We start from the raw sequence: 17,876 nt of genomic DNA on the forward strand, positions 1-17,876 counted from the left end.
GCACATCTGTCAACACTCACGTTGCGAACCGCCGTGAGTATCGCCGGTCTGTAGTGGCGACCCGGCAGCTTTTTCAGCAGTCTCTTTCTCTCCTCCAGCAGAGGTGTTAATGGCGTATCTGGATGCGCAGGTCGCAGTTGTCGGTGCGGGACCGGTGGGGCTCATGCTCGCGTGTGAGGTGGCCCTCCACGGCGTTCCGGTGGTGGTGCTCGAACGGCTGCCCGCGATCGAATGGCGCCCGAAGGCCGAGGGCATCACCGGACGGGCCATCGACATCATGGACCGTCGCGGTCTCATGATCGGGGTGACCGAGGCGCCTGCCGCGCCGCTGACGTCCGAGCAGCAGGATCGCATCGCCGAGGGGGAGCGGCGGCCGGACAGCCTGCTCCCCAAGGCGTTCCCCGGCGCGCGGCATTTCGCCACCATGTTCCTGCTCCGCCCGGAGTCCCCCGACCTGCTGGTGCCCCAGCAACTCCTGGAGGAGGACCTGGCGCGGCGCGCGGCGGACCTGGGCGTCGAGGTACGGCGCGGCCACACGGTCACCGGTTTCGTCCAGGACGACGACCGGGTGTGTCTCGACGTCGAAGGCCCGGACGGGCCGTACCGGATGGAGGCGGAATGGCTCGCCGGCTGCGACGGCGGCCGGAGCGTGGTCAGGAAGCTGTCGGGCATCGCCTTCCCGGGCACGGACGGCGTCACGGCCGGATACCGTGCCTTCGCCGAGATCGACGACCCGGAATTCCATCTCCCCGGCTGGTTCCGCAAGGACGGGGGGCTCCTCGTGTACGAGGAGGGACCGCCCCGGTTCATCACGCTGGAGTTCGACGGCCCGCCGGCGAACCGGGACGCCCCCATCACGCTCGAGGAGTTCCAGGAGTCGCTGCGCCGGCTCAGCGGCACCAAGGTGACGGTCACCGAGGTCAAGAAGATCACCCGATTCACCGACAACGCGCGGCAGGCCGAGACGTACCGCAGCGGGCGGGTGCTGCTCGTCGGCGACGCGGCACACGTCCACTCGCACTGGAGCGGCCCGGGACTGCGGCTCGGGCTGGGAGACGCCCTCAACCTCGGCTGGAAGCTCGCCGCGGTCGCGCGCGGCTGGTGCCATGAGGACCTGCTCGACACCTACCACTCCGAGCGGCACCCGATCGGCGAGCAAACGCTGGAGGTCCAGCGTGCCTCGATCGCGCTGATGCGCCCCGGCCCGTACGTCGACGCGTTGCGCCGGCTGCTCACGGAGCTGCTGCTCCGCGACGAGGCGAACCGGCAGCTCACCTCCCTGATCGACGACCTGCACATCAGCTACGACATGGGCGACCCGTCGCTGACCGGTCCGCTGGTCGGGCGCTACAGCCCGGATCTGCGGCTGCGGTGCGCCGACGGCCCCGTACGGCTCGCGGAGCTGCAACGCACCGGGCGGCCGCTGCTGCTCGACCTCGGCGCCGGCCCCGAGCCGCGGGCACTCGCCGAACCCTGGGCCGACCGGATCGACGTGGTCACGGCCGAATGCGCCGAGGCCCCGGCGGACGCCCTGCTGATCCGCCCGGACGGCTTCGTCGCCTGGAGCACGCCCGGCGACCCGGCGTCGCTGCAAAGAGCCCTCACCCGATGGTTCGGCCGCCCAGGACAGGAGGCTTCGCGATGAGTGACCCCAAGCTGACCACGCTGCCCGGGTCGGCGCCGCTCGCCGAGGCGATCGACGTCGTCGAGCGGGACGGAGCGGTGATCATCGAGGACTTCGTCGACGCCGGCACGCTCCGCGGCCTGTGGGACGACCTGGGCCCGGACCTGGAACGCCAGGCGGACGGCGACGGCCGTCTGGTCGGCGAGAAGACCCGGATCCTGCCGGGTCTGATACGCCGGAGCGGGCACTCGATCGCGATCATGCGCCAGCCGCACCTCCTCGGCTGTGCCCGGCACTTCCTGCAGCGCCCGGTGAAGGCCTGGCTCGGCGAGCAGCGCGTGGAGCTGGTCCCGACGATCCAGCTCGGCATATCGCGGGCGATCCAGATCAGGCCCGGCGTGTCGCTCCAGGGGCTGCACCGGGACGACACGGCCCACCTCCGTACCCACCCGGGTCCGGAGAGCCGGGTGCAGGTCATGGTCGCCGCGAGCGAGTTCACCGCGCGCAACGGCGCCACCCGCGTGATCCCAGGCAGCCACCGGTGGGACGACGAGCGGGCGCCCCGCGACGACGAGGCGGTGCCCGCCGAGATGCGGCCCGGCGCCGCGTTGCTGTGGCTCGGCAGCACCTACCACGGCGCCGGCGTCAACGCCTCCGACGCGCCGCGCACCGGCCTGTCGTACGCCTACGACCTCGGCAACCTCCGCCAGGAGGAGAACCATTACCTGTCCCTGCCGCTGGACACGGTCCGCGGCTACCCCGAGGACATCCAGCGGCTCCTCGGCTACGAGGCCTGCCCTCCCATGTGCGGGCTGTACGAGCTGAGCGATCCGATGCTGCTGCTCCGCGACGGGGCGGAGAACCCCGCCGCGACGGCGGGCCCCCAGTGAGGCCCGACGGCCTTTCGCACCGCTGAAGGAGGACGCATGCGAACACCCGACATTTTCCTGCGCAGTATCGGCGTCCATCTGCCGCCGGTGGTCAGCGTCGAGACGGCCGTCGCCGAGGGCCGCTACCCGGCCGACGAGATGGAGTACTTCCGCCTCGGCGGCGCCGCGGTGGCCGGCGACGTACCGGCTCCGGAGCTCGCGCTCCGCGCGGCCCGGCACGCTTTCGAGCGCTCCGGCGGGATGTCACCCCGCGACCTGGACCTCATGCTGTACGCCGACGTCTGGCACCAGGGGCCGGAGGGCTGGCAGCCGCAGTACTACCTGCAGCAGCACCTCATCGGCGGCGACGTCCTGTCTGTCGAGCTGCGGCACGGATGCTGCGGGCTGTTCAGCGCCCTGCAGCTCGCCGCCGGGTATCTGCGGCCGGGCGGCAGCGCGCTGCTGGTCGGCGCCGACAACCACGGCACCCCGCTCGTCGACCGGTGGCGCATGATCGAGGGCAACGTGATGGGCGACGCCGGGTGCGCGCTCCTGCTCACCACGGACACCGGCTTCGCGGAGCTGCGCTCGGTCAACGTGGTCGTGCTCCCGGAGGCCGAGTCGGTCAACGACGGCGGCGTGCCGATGTTCCCGCCGGACGCGACCGTCGGCCGGCCGCTCGACTTCGCCGCCCGCAACCGCGAGTTCCGCAAGCGGCTTTTCGCCCGCGACGGCGCCGACGTCATGCTGGCGATCCAGACGACGCTGATGGGGCTGGTCGACCGCACGCTCAAGGAAGCGGGGATCACCCTCGACGAGGTGGCGCGCGTGGCCTTTCCGCACGGGCGCTGGGACGACCTGGAGCACCGGGGGGTGAACTGGTTCGGGCTGACCTTGGCCGACACCACCTGGGACTACGGCGCGAGCGTCGGGCACCTCGGGGTCAGCGACCAGTTCGTCGCCCTCGACCACCTGATGGCCGCCGGGGCGCTGGCCCGCGGCGACTACCTGCTGCTCGTCGGGCTGGGCGCCGGCACCACCATGGCCTGCGCCGTCCTGCGGATCCTCGACGTCCCCCAGGAGTACGCCCCCGGCGGGCCCGGCTGAGCAGGCGCCCGCATCGAGGATCGAGTTCGACGAGCCCGGGAGGCGGCATGGAGACGGCGGACATGTACATCAGCGGGGTCGGGTCGTACCTCCCCGCCACGGTGAGCGTGGAGCAGGCCGTGGCGGCGGGGTGGTATTCGGCCGAGGAGGTCGAGCTGCACCGGCTCGCCGCGGTCGCGGTGGCCGGTGACGTCCCGCCACCGGAGATGGCGTTACGGGCGGCGCGGAGCGCGGTGGCCCGCAGCGGGCGTTCCCCGACCGAGCTGGACCTGCTGCTGTACGTCTCGACCTGGCATCAGGGCCCGGAGGGCTGGCCGCCCCAGGCGTACGTGCAACGCCATCTGGTCGGCGACGGCGTCCTGTCCACCCAGCTCAAGCAGGGCTGCAACGGCATGTTCGCGGCCCTGGAGCTGGCCGCGAGCTACCTGCGCGCGGCGCCCGGCCGCCAGGCGGCGCTGCTGGTCGCCGCCGACAACTACGGCACCCCGCTCGTCGACCGGTGGCGGATGCTGCCCGCGGCCGTCGCCGGTGACGCGGGCAGCGCCCTCGTGCTCGACACCGAGCCGGGGTTCGCCCGGCTGGCGTCGGTGTGCACGATGTCGGTGTCGGAGGCCGAGGAGATGCACCGCTGCGCCGAGCCGCTGTTCCCGCCCGGCGTCACCGAGGGCCGCACGGTGGACTTCGGGGCGCACAACGACGTGTTCCGGCGGCGCGCGGTCGTCGAGGGCGACGGCACCGGGGTGCTCGTGACGCTGGACGAGCGGATGGCCGAAGTGATCGACCGGGCCCTGTCGGAGGCCGGGATCAAGCCGGACGACGTGACCCGGGTGGCGTGCATGAACACCTCCCAGGAGATCGCCGACCAGATCTGCGAGCACCGGCTGGGCATCCCGGCGTCCCGGTCGGCCTGGGACTTCGGCCGGACGATCGGCCACTGCGGGGCCAGCGACCAGATCCTCGCGCTGGAGCACCTGGTCCGCGACCATGCCCTCCAGCCCGGCGACCACCTGCTGATGTTCGGCTTCGGACCGGGCGTGACGATCTCGGCCGCCGTCGTGGAGATTCTCGAGTCGCCCGTGTGGGCGCGGATGCGGAGTGACGTGTGATGGATCGACCGGTCGAGATGATCGCGCTGATCGGGATCGGCTGCCGCCTGCCCGGCGGCGTCGGCTCGGCGGAGGAGTACTGGAACCTGCTGTGCGAGGGACGGGACGCCAGTGGACCGGCGCCCGCCGACCGCTGGCGCGACTACGCCGACCGCGGCCCGTCGTACGCGGCGGCGGTACGCCGCACCCTCGCGCACGGCAGCTTCCTGGACGGGGTTGCCGACTTCGACGCGGAGTTCTTCGGGCTCTCGCCGCGCGAGGCGGAGCTGATGGACCCGCAGCAGCGTCTCGTGATGGAGACCGCGTGGGAGGCGCTGGAGCACGCCGGGGTGTCGCCGGACGCGCTGGCCGGCACGGACGCCGGCGTGTACGTGGGCGTCTGCACCGGCGACTACGGGCATCGGCTGCTGGAGGACCTGCCCGACATCGAGGCGTGGACCGGGATCGGCGCCGCCGGCTGCGCGGTCGCCAACCGCGTGTCGTACGCGCTCGACCTGCGCGGCCCGAGCCTGGCGGTGGACACGGCCTGCTCGGCGTCGCTGGTGGCCGTCCACCTGGCCGTGCAGGCCCTGCGGGCCGGCGAGACCGACGTGGCGCTGGCCGGCGGGGTCAACCTCATCCTGTCCCCGGGCGAGACGCTCACCCTGGACGCCGCGGGCACCCTGGCACCGGACGGGCGCAGCAAGTCGTTCGACGCCGCGGCCGACGGGTACGGGCGGGGCGAGGGCTCGGTGGTCGTGGTGCTCAAGCGGCTCGCCGACGCCGTACGCGACGGGGACCGGATCCTCGCGACCATCCGCGGCAGCGCGGTCAACCAGGACGGCCGCACCGCGGGCATCATGGCGCCGTGCGGCCAGGCGCAGGAGCACGTCATGCGCCGCGCGCTGCGACAGGCGGGCGTCGAGCCGGGCACGGTCGGCTACGTCGAGGCGCACGGCACCGGCACCGCGGTCGGCGACCCTCTCGAAGCGGGCGCGCTGGGCGCCGTGTACGGGGCGGGCCGGCCGCCGGAGCAGCCGTGCCTGATCGGCTCGGCCAAGTCCAACATCGGTCACCTCGAGGGTGCCGCCGGCATCGCCGGCCTGGTCAAGGCCGTTCTGGCGCTCGAACGCGGCGAGATCCCGCCGAGCCGGCTCGACACCCCCACGCCGGCCGTCGACTGGGAGGGCACCGGGCTGCGGGTGGTCGGCGCGCCGACGCCGTGGCCCGGCTCCGCGCATCCGCGCCGGGCCGCGGTCTCCGCCTTCGGCTACGGCGGCACCGTCGCCCATGTCGTCCTCGAAGAGGCGCCGCCGGCCCGGCCGTCCGCAGAAAGGACCGCCGGGCCATCCGCCGAAGGGATCGCGGGACTTTCCGCCGAGGGGGCCGCAGAGCCGTCCGCCGAAGGGATCCTGGGACTTTCCGCCGAGGGGGCCACGGGCCGGCTGTTCCCGGTGTCCGCCGCGTCGCGGGCGGCGCTGCGGCAGGCCGCCGGCAACCTCGCCGACGTCGCCGGTAGCCTGCCGGCGGCCGACGTCGGGCACACGCTCGCCCTGCGCCGGGCCCACCTGCCGCACCGGGCGGTGGTGGCGGCACACAATCCGGCCGCGCTGGCCGTGCGGCTGCGCACCCTGTCGGCCGGCACCCCGCACGACGCCGTGACCACCGGACGGGTGCTCATCGACCCCGGCCCCGGCCCGGTGTTCGTGTTCTCCGGACACGGCTCGCAGTGGGCCGGCATGGGCCGGGAGCTGCTGGAGACCGAGCCGGCGTTCGCCGCGGTGATCGACGAGCTGGAGCCGGTGTTCTCCGTCGAGATCGGCTTCTCGCCACGGAAGGCGCTCACCGAGGACGAGCTGATCGACGTGGACCGGATCCAGACCATGATCTTCGCGATGCAGCTCGGCCTCGTCGAGCTGTGGCGTGCGTACGGGGTGCGTCCGCACGCGGTCATCGGCCACTCGGTCGGCGAGATCGCCGCCGCCGTGACGGCCGGGGCGCTGAGCCGCCTCGACGGGGCCCGGTTGATCTGCCGGCGGTCCAGGCTGCTGCGGCGGGTCGCCGGTCGCGGCGCGATGGCCATGGTGCAGCTGCCGTTCGATGAGGCGGCGCGGCTGCTGGGAGACCGTACGGACGTGGTCGCCGCGATCGCGTCGTCACCCGGCTCGACGGTCGTCTCCGGCGATCCGGACGCCGTCGCCGAGGTGCTGGCCGGCTGGCTCGAGGAGGGGATCCCGGCCCGCCGGGTCGCCTCGGACGTGGCCTTCCACGGGCCGCAGATGGATCCGCTGCTGGCCGACCTGACCGCCGCCGCGGCCGACCTCACGCCCGGCGCCCCCGGCATCCGCGTCTACTCGACGGCGCTGGACGATCCGCGGGCGGAACATGGCTTCGCCGGCACGTACTGGGCGGCCAACCTGCGCCGGCCGGTGCGCCTGGCCGACGCCGTCGCGGCGGCCGCGGAGGACGGATACCGCGCGTTCGTCGAGATCTCCCCGCACCCTGTCGTCACCCACTCGGTGCTGGAGACGCTGGGCGCGGGCGGGCACGAGGAGGTCTTCGTCGGCGCGTCGCTGCGGCGCAACCGTCCCCCGAGCGTCACCCTGCCGGCCAGTGTGGCCGCGGCGCACTGCGCCGGCCTCGAGGTGGACTGGCAGCGGCTGCAGCCGGCCGGCGGTCCGGTCGTGCTCCCCTCCTACCCGTGGCAGCACCGCAGGCACTGGCGTACGCCGTCGGCCCCGGACACCGCCGGGCGCGGCCACGACCCGGACACGCACACGCTGCTCGGTGACGGCATCGATCTCGCGGGCACCGACGTACGGCTCTGGCGGACCGGCGTGGACGACCAGACGCGGCCCTATCCCGGCAGCCACGCCATCGAGGGCGTGGAGATCGTGCCGGCCGCGGTGCTCGCGGCGACCTTCTTCGCCGCCGCCGGAGGTCAGCTGCTCGGCGAGGTGACGATGTCGGCGCCGCTGCTGACCGCCGACCGCCGCGAGGTCCAGGTCGTGCGGCAGGGGAGCGAGCTGCGGCTGGCCGCCCGTGCTGCGGGCGAGCCGGACGCCGCCTGGCAGCTGATCGCCACCGCCACGGTGCCCTCGACGCCGGGGGAGGCGCCCGTGCCACCGGCGCGGCCGCTCACGCCGGTGGAGCCGGGCCTGGTCGGACAGCGGCTCGCCGCCGTCGGCGTACCGGAGACCGGGTTCGACTGGCAGGTCGAGGAGCTGCTGCGCGGCCACGGCGCGCTGCGCGCCCGGGTACGGTGCGGGCCGTCCGCCACGTGGGCGCCCGTCCTGGACGCGGCGATGTCGGTGGCGCCGAGCGCGTTCCCCGGCGACCCGTTGCTGCGCATGGTGACGCACGTCGATCGGCTGGTCACGCTCGGAGAGCCGCCGAACACGGTGGACATCGAGGTGTGGCTCGATCCCGTGCGCGCCGACACGGTGCAGGTACGGTTGACCGACGGTGCCGGCGCCGTCGTCGGCTGGCTGTCGGGACTGCGCTACCCGGTGATCGACGTGCCGGCCCCCGCCGAGAACGGCGCCGACGGCGTGCGGCCCGCCGAGTCGATCGCCGACCTGGGACCGGCGGAGCTGCGCGCGTTCCTGCTCGAAGAGGTCGGCGCGCAGATCGCCAAGGAGATGCGGCTGGCCCCTGCCGACCTGTCGCCGTACCGGCCGCTGGTCGAGCAGGGGCTGGACTCGGTGCTGACGGTGGTGGTCCGGCGGCGGCTGGAGAAACGGTTCCGGTGCTCGCTGCCGACGACCCTGCTGTGGCGGCAACCGACCGTCGCCGCGGTCTCCGACTACATCGCCGGGCTGGTGTCCGCCTCAAACGGCAACGGCAACGGCAGCGCCGAGGCGAGCTGAGGAGTCACCTCGGGTGGTAACGGGAGCGCCGAGGCTGGCCGAAGCAGTCACCTCGGGCGCTCCAGGGCGATCACGGCGGGAACGCGGTCCGGGCTTGCGGCGCGGAGCATGCCGTACCCGATGCCGGCGAGTCCGGTCATCAGGCCCGGCACCTGGACCCCGCTCACCGTGCCGCACGCCCACTCCTGCCGGGCGGCGGAGGCGTGCGCCAGGCCGGCGGCTTCCGCGCGCAGCTCAGGATCGTTCCTGAGCTGCGCCGTCTGCAGGAGCAGTTCGAGGTTGCCGAAGTCGCCGTGGCACAGGCACTGGCTGCGCCCGAAGCCGTGCGCCCTGGTGAGCGTCAGGGCCGCGTCGACCTCGGCCCGCGCGAGTGACCCCGGCAGCCATCGGGAGGCCAGCACCCGGCTGAGGCCGATGCCCATCGCGCCGTAGCACCAGAACGTGGTGGGCGGCGCGTCGGCGGGAAGGTCGATCGCGGAATGGTCGCGCAGCTCCGTGAAGGTTCCTGTGCCGGGGTCGAAGCTCTCCTGCTCGTACCGGATGGCCTCGACGCCCGCGCGTACGTAGGCGTCCTCCGCGAGCAGCTCCCCCGCCAGCCCCAGCGCCCACCCCATGCCGCCCGTTCCGTGGGAGAAGCCCGAGATGGGGCGGTCCGCGTGGCCTCGGAGGGAATCGGAGAACCAGCTCGGTCCGGTACGGCTGTTCACCAGGTGCCGGGCCGCCTTGTCCATGACCTCCAGCACGCGCCGATCCCCGGTCAGGGCGTGCAGGCTGGGCAGACAGGCGAGCACGCCCGCGCAGCCCCCGACGATGTCGTACTCGCGGTCGGCCTCGATCGCGGCACTCAGCGGATCGAGCAGGCTCGTCGCGCGGCCGAGCAGGCGGTCGTCCTGCCACAGGGCGGCGAGGTGGCTGAGGGCGTACACGAAGCCGCCGTACCCGATCATCCCGAGATCCCGGCCCAGCAGGCCGCGCCCGACCTGCTCCAGGGCGGTCTCCAGGGCGGCGCGCGCCAGCCCGGTGTGCCGGTCGTCGCCGCTCAGCGCGCCGAGGTGCGCCAGGAACAGGGAGATGCCGCTCAGCCCGTGGAACAGATCGGGCCGCAACCTCCCGAGCGACCACTGGCCGTCCGTGGTGGCGTTGACCCCGAACCACTGAGCGCCTCCCTCCGCCGTGATCGCGAGCTCGTGGAGGTGCTCACCGATGCGTACGGCGGCGCTCATGAGGGCGTCAGGTTCTCCCGTGGCAGGTTCGAGCCGGTAGGACGGCATGACCTGGAGGCTGTGGTCGTTCGCGGCGGCCAGGCCGATGGTGCCGTGCACCAGCCAGCGCTGCCTGGCGTAGTCCTCGGGCCCGAGCGTGCGCAGGCGTTCGAACACCGCGTCCATCGCGGGCCGCACCGAGATTCCGGGCACCGGCTCGTCGCCACTGCCCAGCAGCGCGTCGCCGTCGGTGATGGCGCTGAAGTACGGCACGTCGTTGTTCCAGAGGTCGCGGCGCTCGGCCGCGATGCACGGGTCGAGCGCGGGCAGGTACGGCGACTCCCGCCACAGCGCGTCGAAGTGCCGGTCACGGTCGGAGCCGTCGCCCAGCAGCGCCGGGTGGAAGGCGGTGCGCAGGATGGCGTCGTACAGGATGGTCGGACGGACGATCACCCTGACCCGGTCGCCTCGGAACATCTCCAGCACGCCCGCGAGCGACTCCCGCTCGCGTTCGCAGATCCGGTACGCCTCGGTGAACCCGTCGAGCACGTCCTGGCGGAACTCGTTCAGGTCGAGCGGGACGTCCGGCGCGACGGGCCGGTGGCCGGGCGTCTCCATCGGCTTGTGCGCCAGCTCGATGCGCATGGTGTCCTTGCCCAGGTCCACCAGGAACGGAACGGGCATCGGGGTGTTCAGGTCCGTGGGGTGGCCCATGCCGGACACGTCGACCAGCGTGCCGTCCTCGGCCGTCCAGGCCGGTTGCGGCAGCAGTCCGACGGCCAGCACGGACCCGAGGGTGAGGCGGCCCATGGCGTGCTCGACCGCCGTCACCCTCGTGTCGCGCAGCGGCAGCTCAGGGGCCAGCAGCGACTCCAGGTCCACCAGCACGGGCTGGTCGCCCGCGGCGATCAGGTTCTCCGCGTGGAAGTCGGTGGCCCGCAGCAGGTGCAGCAGCGCGAGCAGGAAGCCCTGCCGGTGGTAGAAATCGCGCAGCGCCTCGCGGCTCGCGCACGGCTCCGGCCGCACGTACTCCACCCAGCCGTACTCCCCGCGGTCCAGCACCTCAAGGGTCCGCAGCGGACGGCTCGCGCCGTGCTCATCGAACCAGCGGACCAACTGCTGGAAGTGCGCGTCCACCGAGAGCGGCCGCGGCTTGTACATGATCTGGAGACCGTCGTGGAAGCGCAGCCTGCACACGCTGAACCCGCCCCTGTGCCGGTCACCGAGGCCGCTGTGCAACTCGGCCAGGGGGCTCGTCACCCCGAGGGCGTCCGCGTCGGCCACCAGCCGCTCGGCAAGCAGCGCGCTGGTGCGCACCCAGTTCCGGACGGCGACGGCGAGCTGGCGGACGAGCACCGGATACCTCTCCAGCAGCCGCGCCCGCCCCTCGGCCTGCTCGTAGCCGGCCAGGAAACGGCGGAACCGCTCCTCGCTGCCACCCCCTCCGAGCGCGCCCGCGTCGCGCGCCTCCCGCAGCTCCACCACGGCGGTACGCGCCACGAGGCGATGGAGGAGCTCCGTCAGCGGCCCGAACGCCTGCTCCAGGAACACCCCGTCCTCGAACAGCGCGCCGCCGAGCCCGTCGAGCCGTGCGCGCAGCAGCTCGCGGCCGTGCCGCGGCAGCGGGGCCACCAGCGTCGAAAGCAGGTTGATCTGGGTCAGTTCCCAGTCCGCGCCGGGGCCGCCGTCGAGGAGGAAGCCGCTCTCGTGGACGATGTCCATCCACTCCGGCTGCTCGCCGGTGTCGCCGGGACCCGCCAGCAGGGCGAGCAGGCGGTCCTCGTCCAGGCCGTCGGCCGCCAGCCGCCGCTGCCAGAGCCCGGGCGTGTCGAACGGCTTGGCGGAGCGCCATCCGGCCAGCCGCCGTCTGGCGTCCTCGCCCGGCGGGCCGGGGGAGGGGTCCCGGAGGCGTTCGGCCAGCGGAGCCGCACGTAAAGGGGCGGGTACGCCCGCGAGGGCGTACCCGGAAGGATCAGGCACAGCAGGACACCGTTCCGGAGCAGATCCGCGTGACCGCGCTGATGGTGGCGCTGGCACGGTCCTCGCTGAGCGTGTTCACCTTGAACGCCTGGTCCAGCTCCAGAGCGGGGTCGCCGGCGAATCCGGCATACGACTGGTTCATGACTACCTCCCGATATCTCTCCGTGGGGTCGACCGCCCTCGCCACGCGCGTGGGACGGCGCCGCCGTTTACCTCTGCCACGAAACCAGCCGCACCTGTCGGGAGCCTGTCGGCTGCCTGTCGTGGGTTACGGATGCGTTGCAGACTCTTGACGTGTGTCTCCCGGCCTGCGCAGTCACATGATTGACCTCGACAGACATGAGGTCGGCTCCCGTCGGGAGAGTGGCCATGACACGAGAGGTGAGGCGGGGCGGAAACGCTCCCATGCCGCGGGCCGTGGACGTGGCACGCCTGGCGGGCGTCTCGCAGAAGACCGTGTCGAGGGTCCTCAACAACGAGCAGTACGTCTCGGCCGAGGTGCGCCGGCGCGTCCTGGCCGCCGCCGAGGAGCTCGGCTACCGGCTCAACAACGCGGCCCGCGCGCTCGCCTCCGGGCGGAGCTCGTCCGCGCCGACGTGCCCGTCCTCGTCTACGGCACTCCGCTGCCCTTCTCCGCCCCACGCGTGGTGACCGCGGGCGTCGGCTCCGGCGAGCCGGCCCACGCGGCCACCGAGCATCTGCTGGATCTGGGGCACGCGACCGTCCACCACGTCGCCGGTCAGCAGCGCTGGTACGCCGCAAGGGAGCGGCTCGCGGCGTGGCGTGCCGCGCTGGCGGCCCGCGGCCAAGGCGGGGACGAAGTTCAAGCTCGCCGGGGTCTTCGACGACCCGCCGCTGACGTGGGATTCGGCCACCGTACGTTGATCGGAGGCGAGGAGTGGGCCGTGGCGGTCAGGCGCGCATGTTCGCGCCGCCGTCGATGGCCCACACCTGGCCGTTGATCCATTCGGCGTCGTCGGACAGCAGGAAGGCCACGACCGCGGCCAGGTCGGCCGGGCGGCCCAGCCGGGTGGTGGGGACGTGCTCCAGGAACATCTTCTGGAGCTGGACGTCGTTCTGCGCCGCCTGCGTCTCGCCCATGACCAGGCCGGGCATCACTCCGTTGCAGCGCACGCCCTCGGGGCCGAAGCGACCGGCGATGTGCCGGGTCAGCGCGTTGACCGCCGACTTCGAGGCCCCGTAGGCGGGGCGCTTGCGGTCGCTGGCGCTGACCGCGGCGCCGGAGGAGCAGTTGACGATGCCGCCGCCGCCGTTGGCCAGCAGGTGCGGCAGGACGGCGCGAGCGGTGCGGACGTAACCCAGGACGTTGACGTCCAGAGTCCGCTCCCACACGTCCAGGTCGGTGTCGAGCAGCGACTTGTCACGCCCGAGGGTGCCCGGCGACAGGTCCGCGCCGACGTTGAACAGGCCGTGCACGGCGCCGAACTCCTCGATGGTCCTGGCGACCATCGCGTTGACGGAGTCCTCGTCGGCGAGGTCGAAGTGCACCGCGATCGCCGAACCGCCGGCCTCGGTGATCTTGGCGGTGGTGGCCTGCGCGCCGGAGAGGTTGATGTCGCCGACGACGACATTGGCGCCTTCCTCGGCGAGCCTGATCGCGGTCGCCGCGCCGATGCCGGTCGCCCCGCCGGCCACGATGATCGCCTTGTCCTTCAAACCGCGCATTGTCCGCTCCGATCGGCTGGGGCGATCCCATGGCCGCCCAAACCGTACACATGTGTACGTTTCTGTCGCCGCTAAACGTACAATCCTGTACGGTTCGTGGCAAGTTAGGGTTGGACCGTGCAGGAAAGCGGGTGCCAGTGACACGGAAGGACGCCGTCCGCAACCGGGACCGGCTGCTCGCCGCGGCGCGGCGGATGTTCGCCGAACACGGCCACGACGTCGCGCTGGAGGAGATCGCCAGGGTCGCCGGGGTGAGCCGCACCACGATCTACCGCAACTTCGCCACCCGCGAGGAGCTCGCGGCCACGGTCTTCGCCGACAACGTCGCCCAGATCGAGCACCATGCGGCCGGACTGCGGGGACGACCGGACGGCGCGGTCACGTTGTTCGACTTCGTCCTGGACATGCAGCTGGACAATCGCGGCCTCGCCCAGGTCCTGTCCAGCGCCGACCTGCAGTGGTTCATCGAGCATGCCCGCCGCATCGCGGCCTGCTTCGAGCCTCTCCTCGACGCCGGCCGCGCGGCCGGCATCGTCCACCCCGTCGTCGACGTCGACGACCTGATGCTCGCCATCTCCATGGGGGAGAGCGCCGTGGCCACCAACGACGCCGCCCAGCGCGACAACCGTCACAAACGCGTACGAGAGATGCTGCACCGAGCCCTCTTCACCCGCTGACCTCGACACCTTCGGCGTGGACTGGCAGATCTCTTGTACTTCGGAGAGCATGACGGAGTTTCCATACTCAGAGACGAACGGTACGAGAGTCGGGAGAGCGATGCGGGTTCCGATGACGATTGCGGACTTCCTGGACCGGGCCGAGCTGGGGTTCGCGGACAGCCCCGGAGTGATCGACGAGCCCGATCAGCCCGCACCGCCCGTGACGGCGTCCACATACGGGCGGCTGGGTGAGCGGGTGCGGGCGTGGCAGGCCGGGCTGGACGCACTCGGCACGCGCGAAGGCGACCGGGTGGCGGTGATCAGCCACAACTCCGCCCGCCTGCTGGAGCTGCTGTTCGCGGTGCCGATGAGCGGCCGCGTCTGCGTCCCGGTCAACTTCCGCCTGAAGGCCGACGAGATCGATTACGTGGTACGGCAGAGCGGAGCCTCGGTCGTGCTGGTCGACCCCGAGCTTCGCGAGGTGACCGCGGGGATCAAGACGGACCACCGTTTCGTCCTGGGAGAGCAGACCGAGACGGAGCTGATGCGGTTCGACACGGAGCCGCGTCCCTGGTCGAACCCGGACGAGGACGCCACCGCGACGATCAACTACACCTCCGGGACGACGGCCCGCCCCAAGGGGGTTCAGCTCACCCACCGCAACATCTGGGTGAACGGACTGACCCTCGGCCTGCACACACGCGCCTGGGAGCGGGACGTCTACCTGCACACGCTGCCGATGTTCCACTGCAACGGCTGGGGCATGCCGTTCGTGACGGCCGGGCTCGGCGTCAAGCAGGTGGTGCTGCGCAAGGTGGACGGAGCGGAGATCCTGCGTCGCGTGGACGAGCACGGCGTGACCCTGATGTGCGGTGCGCCGGCGGTGTGGAGCCTGGTGCTGGACGCCGCGGCCGGCTGGGAGGGGGAGATCCCGGGCCGTGACCGCGTACGGATCGTGTGCGCCGGGGCGCCGCCCCCGAGCCGGTTGATCCAGCGGGTGGAGGAGGAGCTGGGCTGGGAGTTCATCCAGATCTACGGTCTGACGGAGACCTCGCCGCTCCTGACCGTCAACCGCGCCCGGCCGCAGGACGACGACCTGCCGGGAGATCGACGGGCCCGGAGGCTTTCGCGGGCCGGGCTCCCGGCGCTGGGGGTCAGACTGCGGGTCGCCGAGTCCGGGGAGGTGCTGGCGCGGTCGAACGTCGTGTTCGACGGCTACTGGGAGAAGCCTGAGGAGACGGCGAACGCGCTGAACGACGGCTGGTTCCACACCGGCGACGGCGGCGACATCGACGACACGGACGGGCACCTGACGATCTCCGACCGCAAGAAGGACGTGATCATCACGGGAGGCGAGAACGTGTCCTCGATCGAGGTCGAGGACACCATCTTCAGCCATCCCTCGGTCGCCGAGGTGGCGGTCATCGGAGTGCCGGACGCCAAGTGGGGGGAGACTATCAAGGCGCTGATCGTACGGGCCGAGGGCGCGGCGGTGAGCGAGGCGGAGATCATCACGTACTGCAAGGAACGGATGGCCGGATACAAGGCGCCGACGAGCGTGGAGTTCCGGGACACGATCCCGCGCACGGCGACCGGCAAGATCCAGAAGTTCAAGCTGCGCGAGCCCTACTGGGCCGGGCACGACCGAGGTGTCAACTGACGTCAGGCACGGCCGACGGCTCGCGGCCGTCCAGGAGCCGGGCGAGACAGGCGGTCGCCCGGCTCCGGTAGGCCGCGACCGTCTTGTCCGCACCACATCCAGGCGTTCGTTATAGTGAACATATCGTTTAGCGCATGGAGAGTGTGATGCAGGTCAGGGCTTATCTCGATGACACCTACGCGGAGCAGGCCGATACCCGGGTGATCGCTGTGGGGCGCCAGGAGGGGCGACCCTGGGCGGCCGTGGAGCATTGCCTCTTCCATCCGCAGGGTGGTGGTCAGCCCGCTGACCGGGGGTGGCTGGAGGAGGTCGAGGCCGTACCCGTGTGGGATGAGCAGTCCGGGCTGATCGTGGCCGTGCCCGCCTCCGAGGAGGCCGGGTGGCCGGTGTTCGCCGAGGGGCAGCGGGTGCGGGCGCGGATCGATCTGGGGACACGGATGGCGCACGCGGCCTTGCACACGGCCGGTCATCTGATCGAGGCGGCGGGCCGTGCCCAGGGGTGGGAGCTGGCGGGGAACAACCACTTCCCCGGCCAGGCGCGCATCGAGTTCACCGCCCCGCGGACTGATCCGCGGCTGGCCGATCCTGAAGGCCGGGAGGAGGTCATCGCCGAGCTGCGGAAGGTGGTGGCGGCGGCCATCGCCGAGGACCTGCCGGTGACCGCGGAGACGGGCGAGCACGGGCGACGCGTGGTCCGCCTGGACACCCTGCACGCCGCGCCCTGCGGGGGGACCCATGTGCGCAGTCTCGGCGACCTCCACGATGTGGTGCTGCCGGCGCTGAAGGTCAAGCGGGGCCGCATCCGTGTGTCGTATGCCGCCGCTCACGGGCCGCGATGATGGCCGCGGCATCCGGGCGGTCGACGAGCAGCAGCGCCGCGGCGGTGGGAGCGCAGATCCGTCGCCGTCGTGAACAACGTGGGATGAGCGGCTCCGAGCTGGCGCGGCGTGCGGGCCTGAGCAAGGCGACGCTGTCGCAACTGGAGGCCGGCAAGGGCAATCCGACGATCGAGACGCTCGACGCGCTCGCGATCGCGCTCAGGATCCCGCTGACCGACCTGCTGGCCCGCGACACCGACCCCGGCCCGGTGTTCGTCCCCGGCACCGAGATCGCCGAGGGCGAGGTCGGCCGGGAACTGCTACGCCGGATCAGCAGCGGCCACAGCCTGGAGATCTGGCGGTTGCGGATGCCCGCCCACACCGATCTGACGGGTGTGCCGCACGCGACCGGCACGGTGGAGCACCTGCTGGTCGCCTCGGGTCGGCTGACCGCAGGACCCGCCGACGCCCCGCGCCTGCTGGGGTCGGGCGATCTGCTCGCCTTCGCCGGAGACGCCCCTCATCTCTACCGCACCGACGCCGAACCGGCGGACGTCACCGTCGTCATCGCCTCGCCCATCGTCGGCTGAAAGCCACCCGGAAGCCAGGCCCGCACCATGAGCATCGCCGAGCGGCACCTTTCCCTAGCGGTGAGCGGAGATACCACGCGGGCCCGAACCCCACGCCGAGCCCGGCGCTGACCATCTCGATGCCCGTGGTGGCCTCGTCGATCTCACAGGCGAGCACCAGTTCCAACCCGGCCTGGGAAAACAGCCGCTCGGCCGGCGTGCGCTGCCAGATCCCCGGCCGGGTGGTGACGACGGGTTCGCCCGCGAGGTCGGCCATGGTCACCTCGCGCCGACCGGCGAGCCGGTGCCCGGGCGGCACGGCGAGCAGGACCTCCTCGCGGACCAGCTCCTCATGGTCCAGCCCCGCCCGTCAAGCACCTCGGACGCCAGGCAGAAGCCGACCTGGCCCTCGCTCAGCCGCTCGGCCATGACATCCGGGGTCAGCTGGAAAAGACGCACGGCGACATCTGGATGCTCGGCGATGAAGCTCTTGACCGGTTCGGTGATCGTGAGCAGCGTCTCCGAGGCGAGCGAGACGCTGCCGCGGGCCAGGCCGGCGGCGTCGGAGCTGGGCGACGCGGAGCTCCTCGGCCGCCCCGCTGATGTGCTCGTGGCGCGCCACGACCTGGAAAAGGCGCAGCGACAGCAGATCCATTATGCCTCTGGAGCTATGAACTTATGGGAGAACTGGTCTTGGACAGCATATAGCGGCCCTGCCTAGGGTCGTCCGCGTGGATACTGCCGGCGC

The 17,876-nt window shown here is 72.3% G+C and carries 16 protein-coding genes; 11 read left to right on the forward strand and 5 right to left on the reverse strand.

Annotated features, from left to right (window positions below):
* The first annotated feature begins 109 nt into the window (after positions 1–109).
* The 5 genes from AB0J87_RS42250 to AB0J87_RS42270 are packed head-to-tail and all read left to right on the forward strand — an operon-like array spanning position 110 to position 8,554.
* Complete coding sequence (locus AB0J87_RS42250; RefSeq protein ID WP_363975819.1) at positions 110–1,645, forward strand: FAD-dependent monooxygenase; 1,536 nt, start codon at positions 110–112, stop codon at positions 1,643–1,645.
* A complete protein-coding gene (locus AB0J87_RS42255; protein WP_363975822.1) occupies positions 1,642–2,514 on the forward strand; it encodes a phytanoyl-CoA dioxygenase family protein in 873 nt (290 codons plus the stop codon). The genes AB0J87_RS42250 and AB0J87_RS42255 overlap by 4 nt, the downstream gene beginning before the upstream one ends.
* Positions 2,515–2,550: 36 nt before the next feature.
* Positions 2,551–3,600: a ketoacyl-ACP synthase III family protein gene (locus AB0J87_RS42260; RefSeq protein WP_350735908.1), complete on the forward strand. Its 1,050-nt coding sequence runs from the start codon at positions 2,551–2,553 to the stop codon at positions 3,598–3,600.
* 47 nt (positions 3,601–3,647) lie between these two features.
* On the forward strand, positions 3,648–4,706 hold the full coding sequence (locus tag AB0J87_RS42265; RefSeq protein ID WP_363975825.1) for a ketoacyl-ACP synthase III family protein: 1,059 nt from the start codon (positions 3,648–3,650) through the stop codon (positions 4,704–4,706).
* Entirely contained in the window at positions 4,706–8,554 is a 3,849-nt protein-coding gene (locus AB0J87_RS42270; protein ID WP_363975828.1) for an acyltransferase domain-containing protein, read from the forward strand. The genes AB0J87_RS42265 and AB0J87_RS42270 overlap by 1 nt, the downstream gene beginning before the upstream one ends.
* Positions 8,555–8,601: 47 nt before the next feature.
* On the opposite strand, the gene AB0J87_RS42275 is transcribed toward AB0J87_RS42270, so the two are convergent.
* Together AB0J87_RS42275 and AB0J87_RS42280 are read right to left on the reverse strand one after the other, a co-directional pair.
* Entirely contained in the window at positions 8,602–11,736 is a 3,135-nt protein-coding gene (locus AB0J87_RS42275; protein ID WP_363975830.1) for a type 2 lanthipeptide synthetase LanM family protein, read from the reverse strand.
* On the reverse strand, positions 11,729–11,878 hold the full coding sequence (locus tag AB0J87_RS42280; protein WP_319719248.1) for a hypothetical protein: 150 nt from the start codon (positions 11,876–11,878) through the stop codon (positions 11,729–11,731). The genes AB0J87_RS42275 and AB0J87_RS42280 overlap by 8 nt, the downstream gene beginning before the upstream one ends.
* A gap of 227 nt (positions 11,879–12,105) precedes the next feature.
* On the opposite strand from AB0J87_RS42280, the gene AB0J87_RS42285 reads away from it, so the two are divergent.
* Positions 12,106–12,387 carry a LacI family DNA-binding transcriptional regulator gene (locus AB0J87_RS42285; protein WP_363975834.1) on the forward strand — a complete coding sequence of 94 codons (282 nt, stop codon included), beginning with the start codon at positions 12,106–12,108 and terminating at the stop codon, positions 12,385–12,387.
* 261 nt (positions 12,388–12,648) lie between these two features.
* Here AB0J87_RS42285 and AB0J87_RS42290 read toward each other — a convergent pair whose 3' ends face one another.
* Entirely contained in the window at positions 12,649–13,422 is a 774-nt protein-coding gene (locus AB0J87_RS42290) for an SDR family oxidoreductase (RefSeq protein ID WP_363975837.1), read from the reverse strand.
* 131 nt (positions 13,423–13,553) lie between these two features.
* Between AB0J87_RS42290 and AB0J87_RS42295 the strand changes: the two genes are divergently transcribed.
* The 4 genes from AB0J87_RS42295 to AB0J87_RS42310 all read left to right on the forward strand — a co-directional run bounded on the left by AB0J87_RS42295 (position 13,554) and on the right by AB0J87_RS42310 (position 17,149).
* Positions 13,554–14,099, forward strand: coding sequence for a helix-turn-helix domain-containing protein (locus AB0J87_RS42295; RefSeq protein ID WP_363975839.1), 546 nt, complete (start codon positions 13,554–13,556; stop codon positions 14,097–14,099).
* Between the two features lie 112 nt (positions 14,100–14,211).
* Entirely contained in the window at positions 14,212–15,741 is a 1,530-nt protein-coding gene (locus AB0J87_RS42300) for an AMP-binding protein (protein ID WP_363975842.1), read from the forward strand.
* A 134-nt stretch (positions 15,742–15,875) separates the two neighbouring features.
* Positions 15,876–16,580, forward strand: a complete 705-nt coding sequence (locus AB0J87_RS42305) for a hypothetical protein (protein ID WP_363975844.1) — start codon at positions 15,876–15,878, stop codon at positions 16,578–16,580.
* Entirely contained in the window at positions 16,580–17,149 is a 570-nt protein-coding gene (locus AB0J87_RS42310; RefSeq protein WP_363975902.1) for an XRE family transcriptional regulator, read from the forward strand. The genes AB0J87_RS42305 and AB0J87_RS42310 overlap by 1 nt, the downstream gene beginning before the upstream one ends.
* On the opposite strand, the gene AB0J87_RS42315 is transcribed toward AB0J87_RS42310, so the two are convergent.
* Complete coding sequence (locus AB0J87_RS42315) at positions 17,124–17,447, reverse strand: LysR family transcriptional regulator substrate-binding protein (protein WP_363975846.1); 324 nt, start codon at positions 17,445–17,447, stop codon at positions 17,124–17,126. The two genes, AB0J87_RS42310 and AB0J87_RS42315, sit on opposite strands and share 26 nt — an antisense overlap.
* Positions 17,408–17,587 (reverse strand): hypothetical protein, encoded by a 180-nt coding sequence (locus AB0J87_RS42320; protein ID WP_363975908.1) that lies wholly within the window; start codon positions 17,585–17,587, stop codon positions 17,408–17,410. The genes AB0J87_RS42315 and AB0J87_RS42320 overlap by 40 nt, the downstream gene beginning before the upstream one ends.
* A 22-nt stretch (positions 17,588–17,609) precedes the next feature.
* Here AB0J87_RS42320 and AB0J87_RS42325 point away from each other — a divergent pair, with 22 nt between their 5' ends.
* Entirely contained in the window at positions 17,610–17,849 is a 240-nt protein-coding gene (locus AB0J87_RS42325) for a hypothetical protein (protein WP_363975848.1), read from the forward strand.
* Positions 17,850–17,876: the final 27 nt, after the last annotated feature.

The organism is Nonomuraea sp. NPDC049625 (genome assembly GCF_040675285.1).
In the GTDB taxonomy this organism is placed as follows: Bacteria; Actinomycetota; Actinomycetes; order Streptosporangiales; family Streptosporangiaceae; genus Nonomuraea; species Nonomuraea angiospora_A.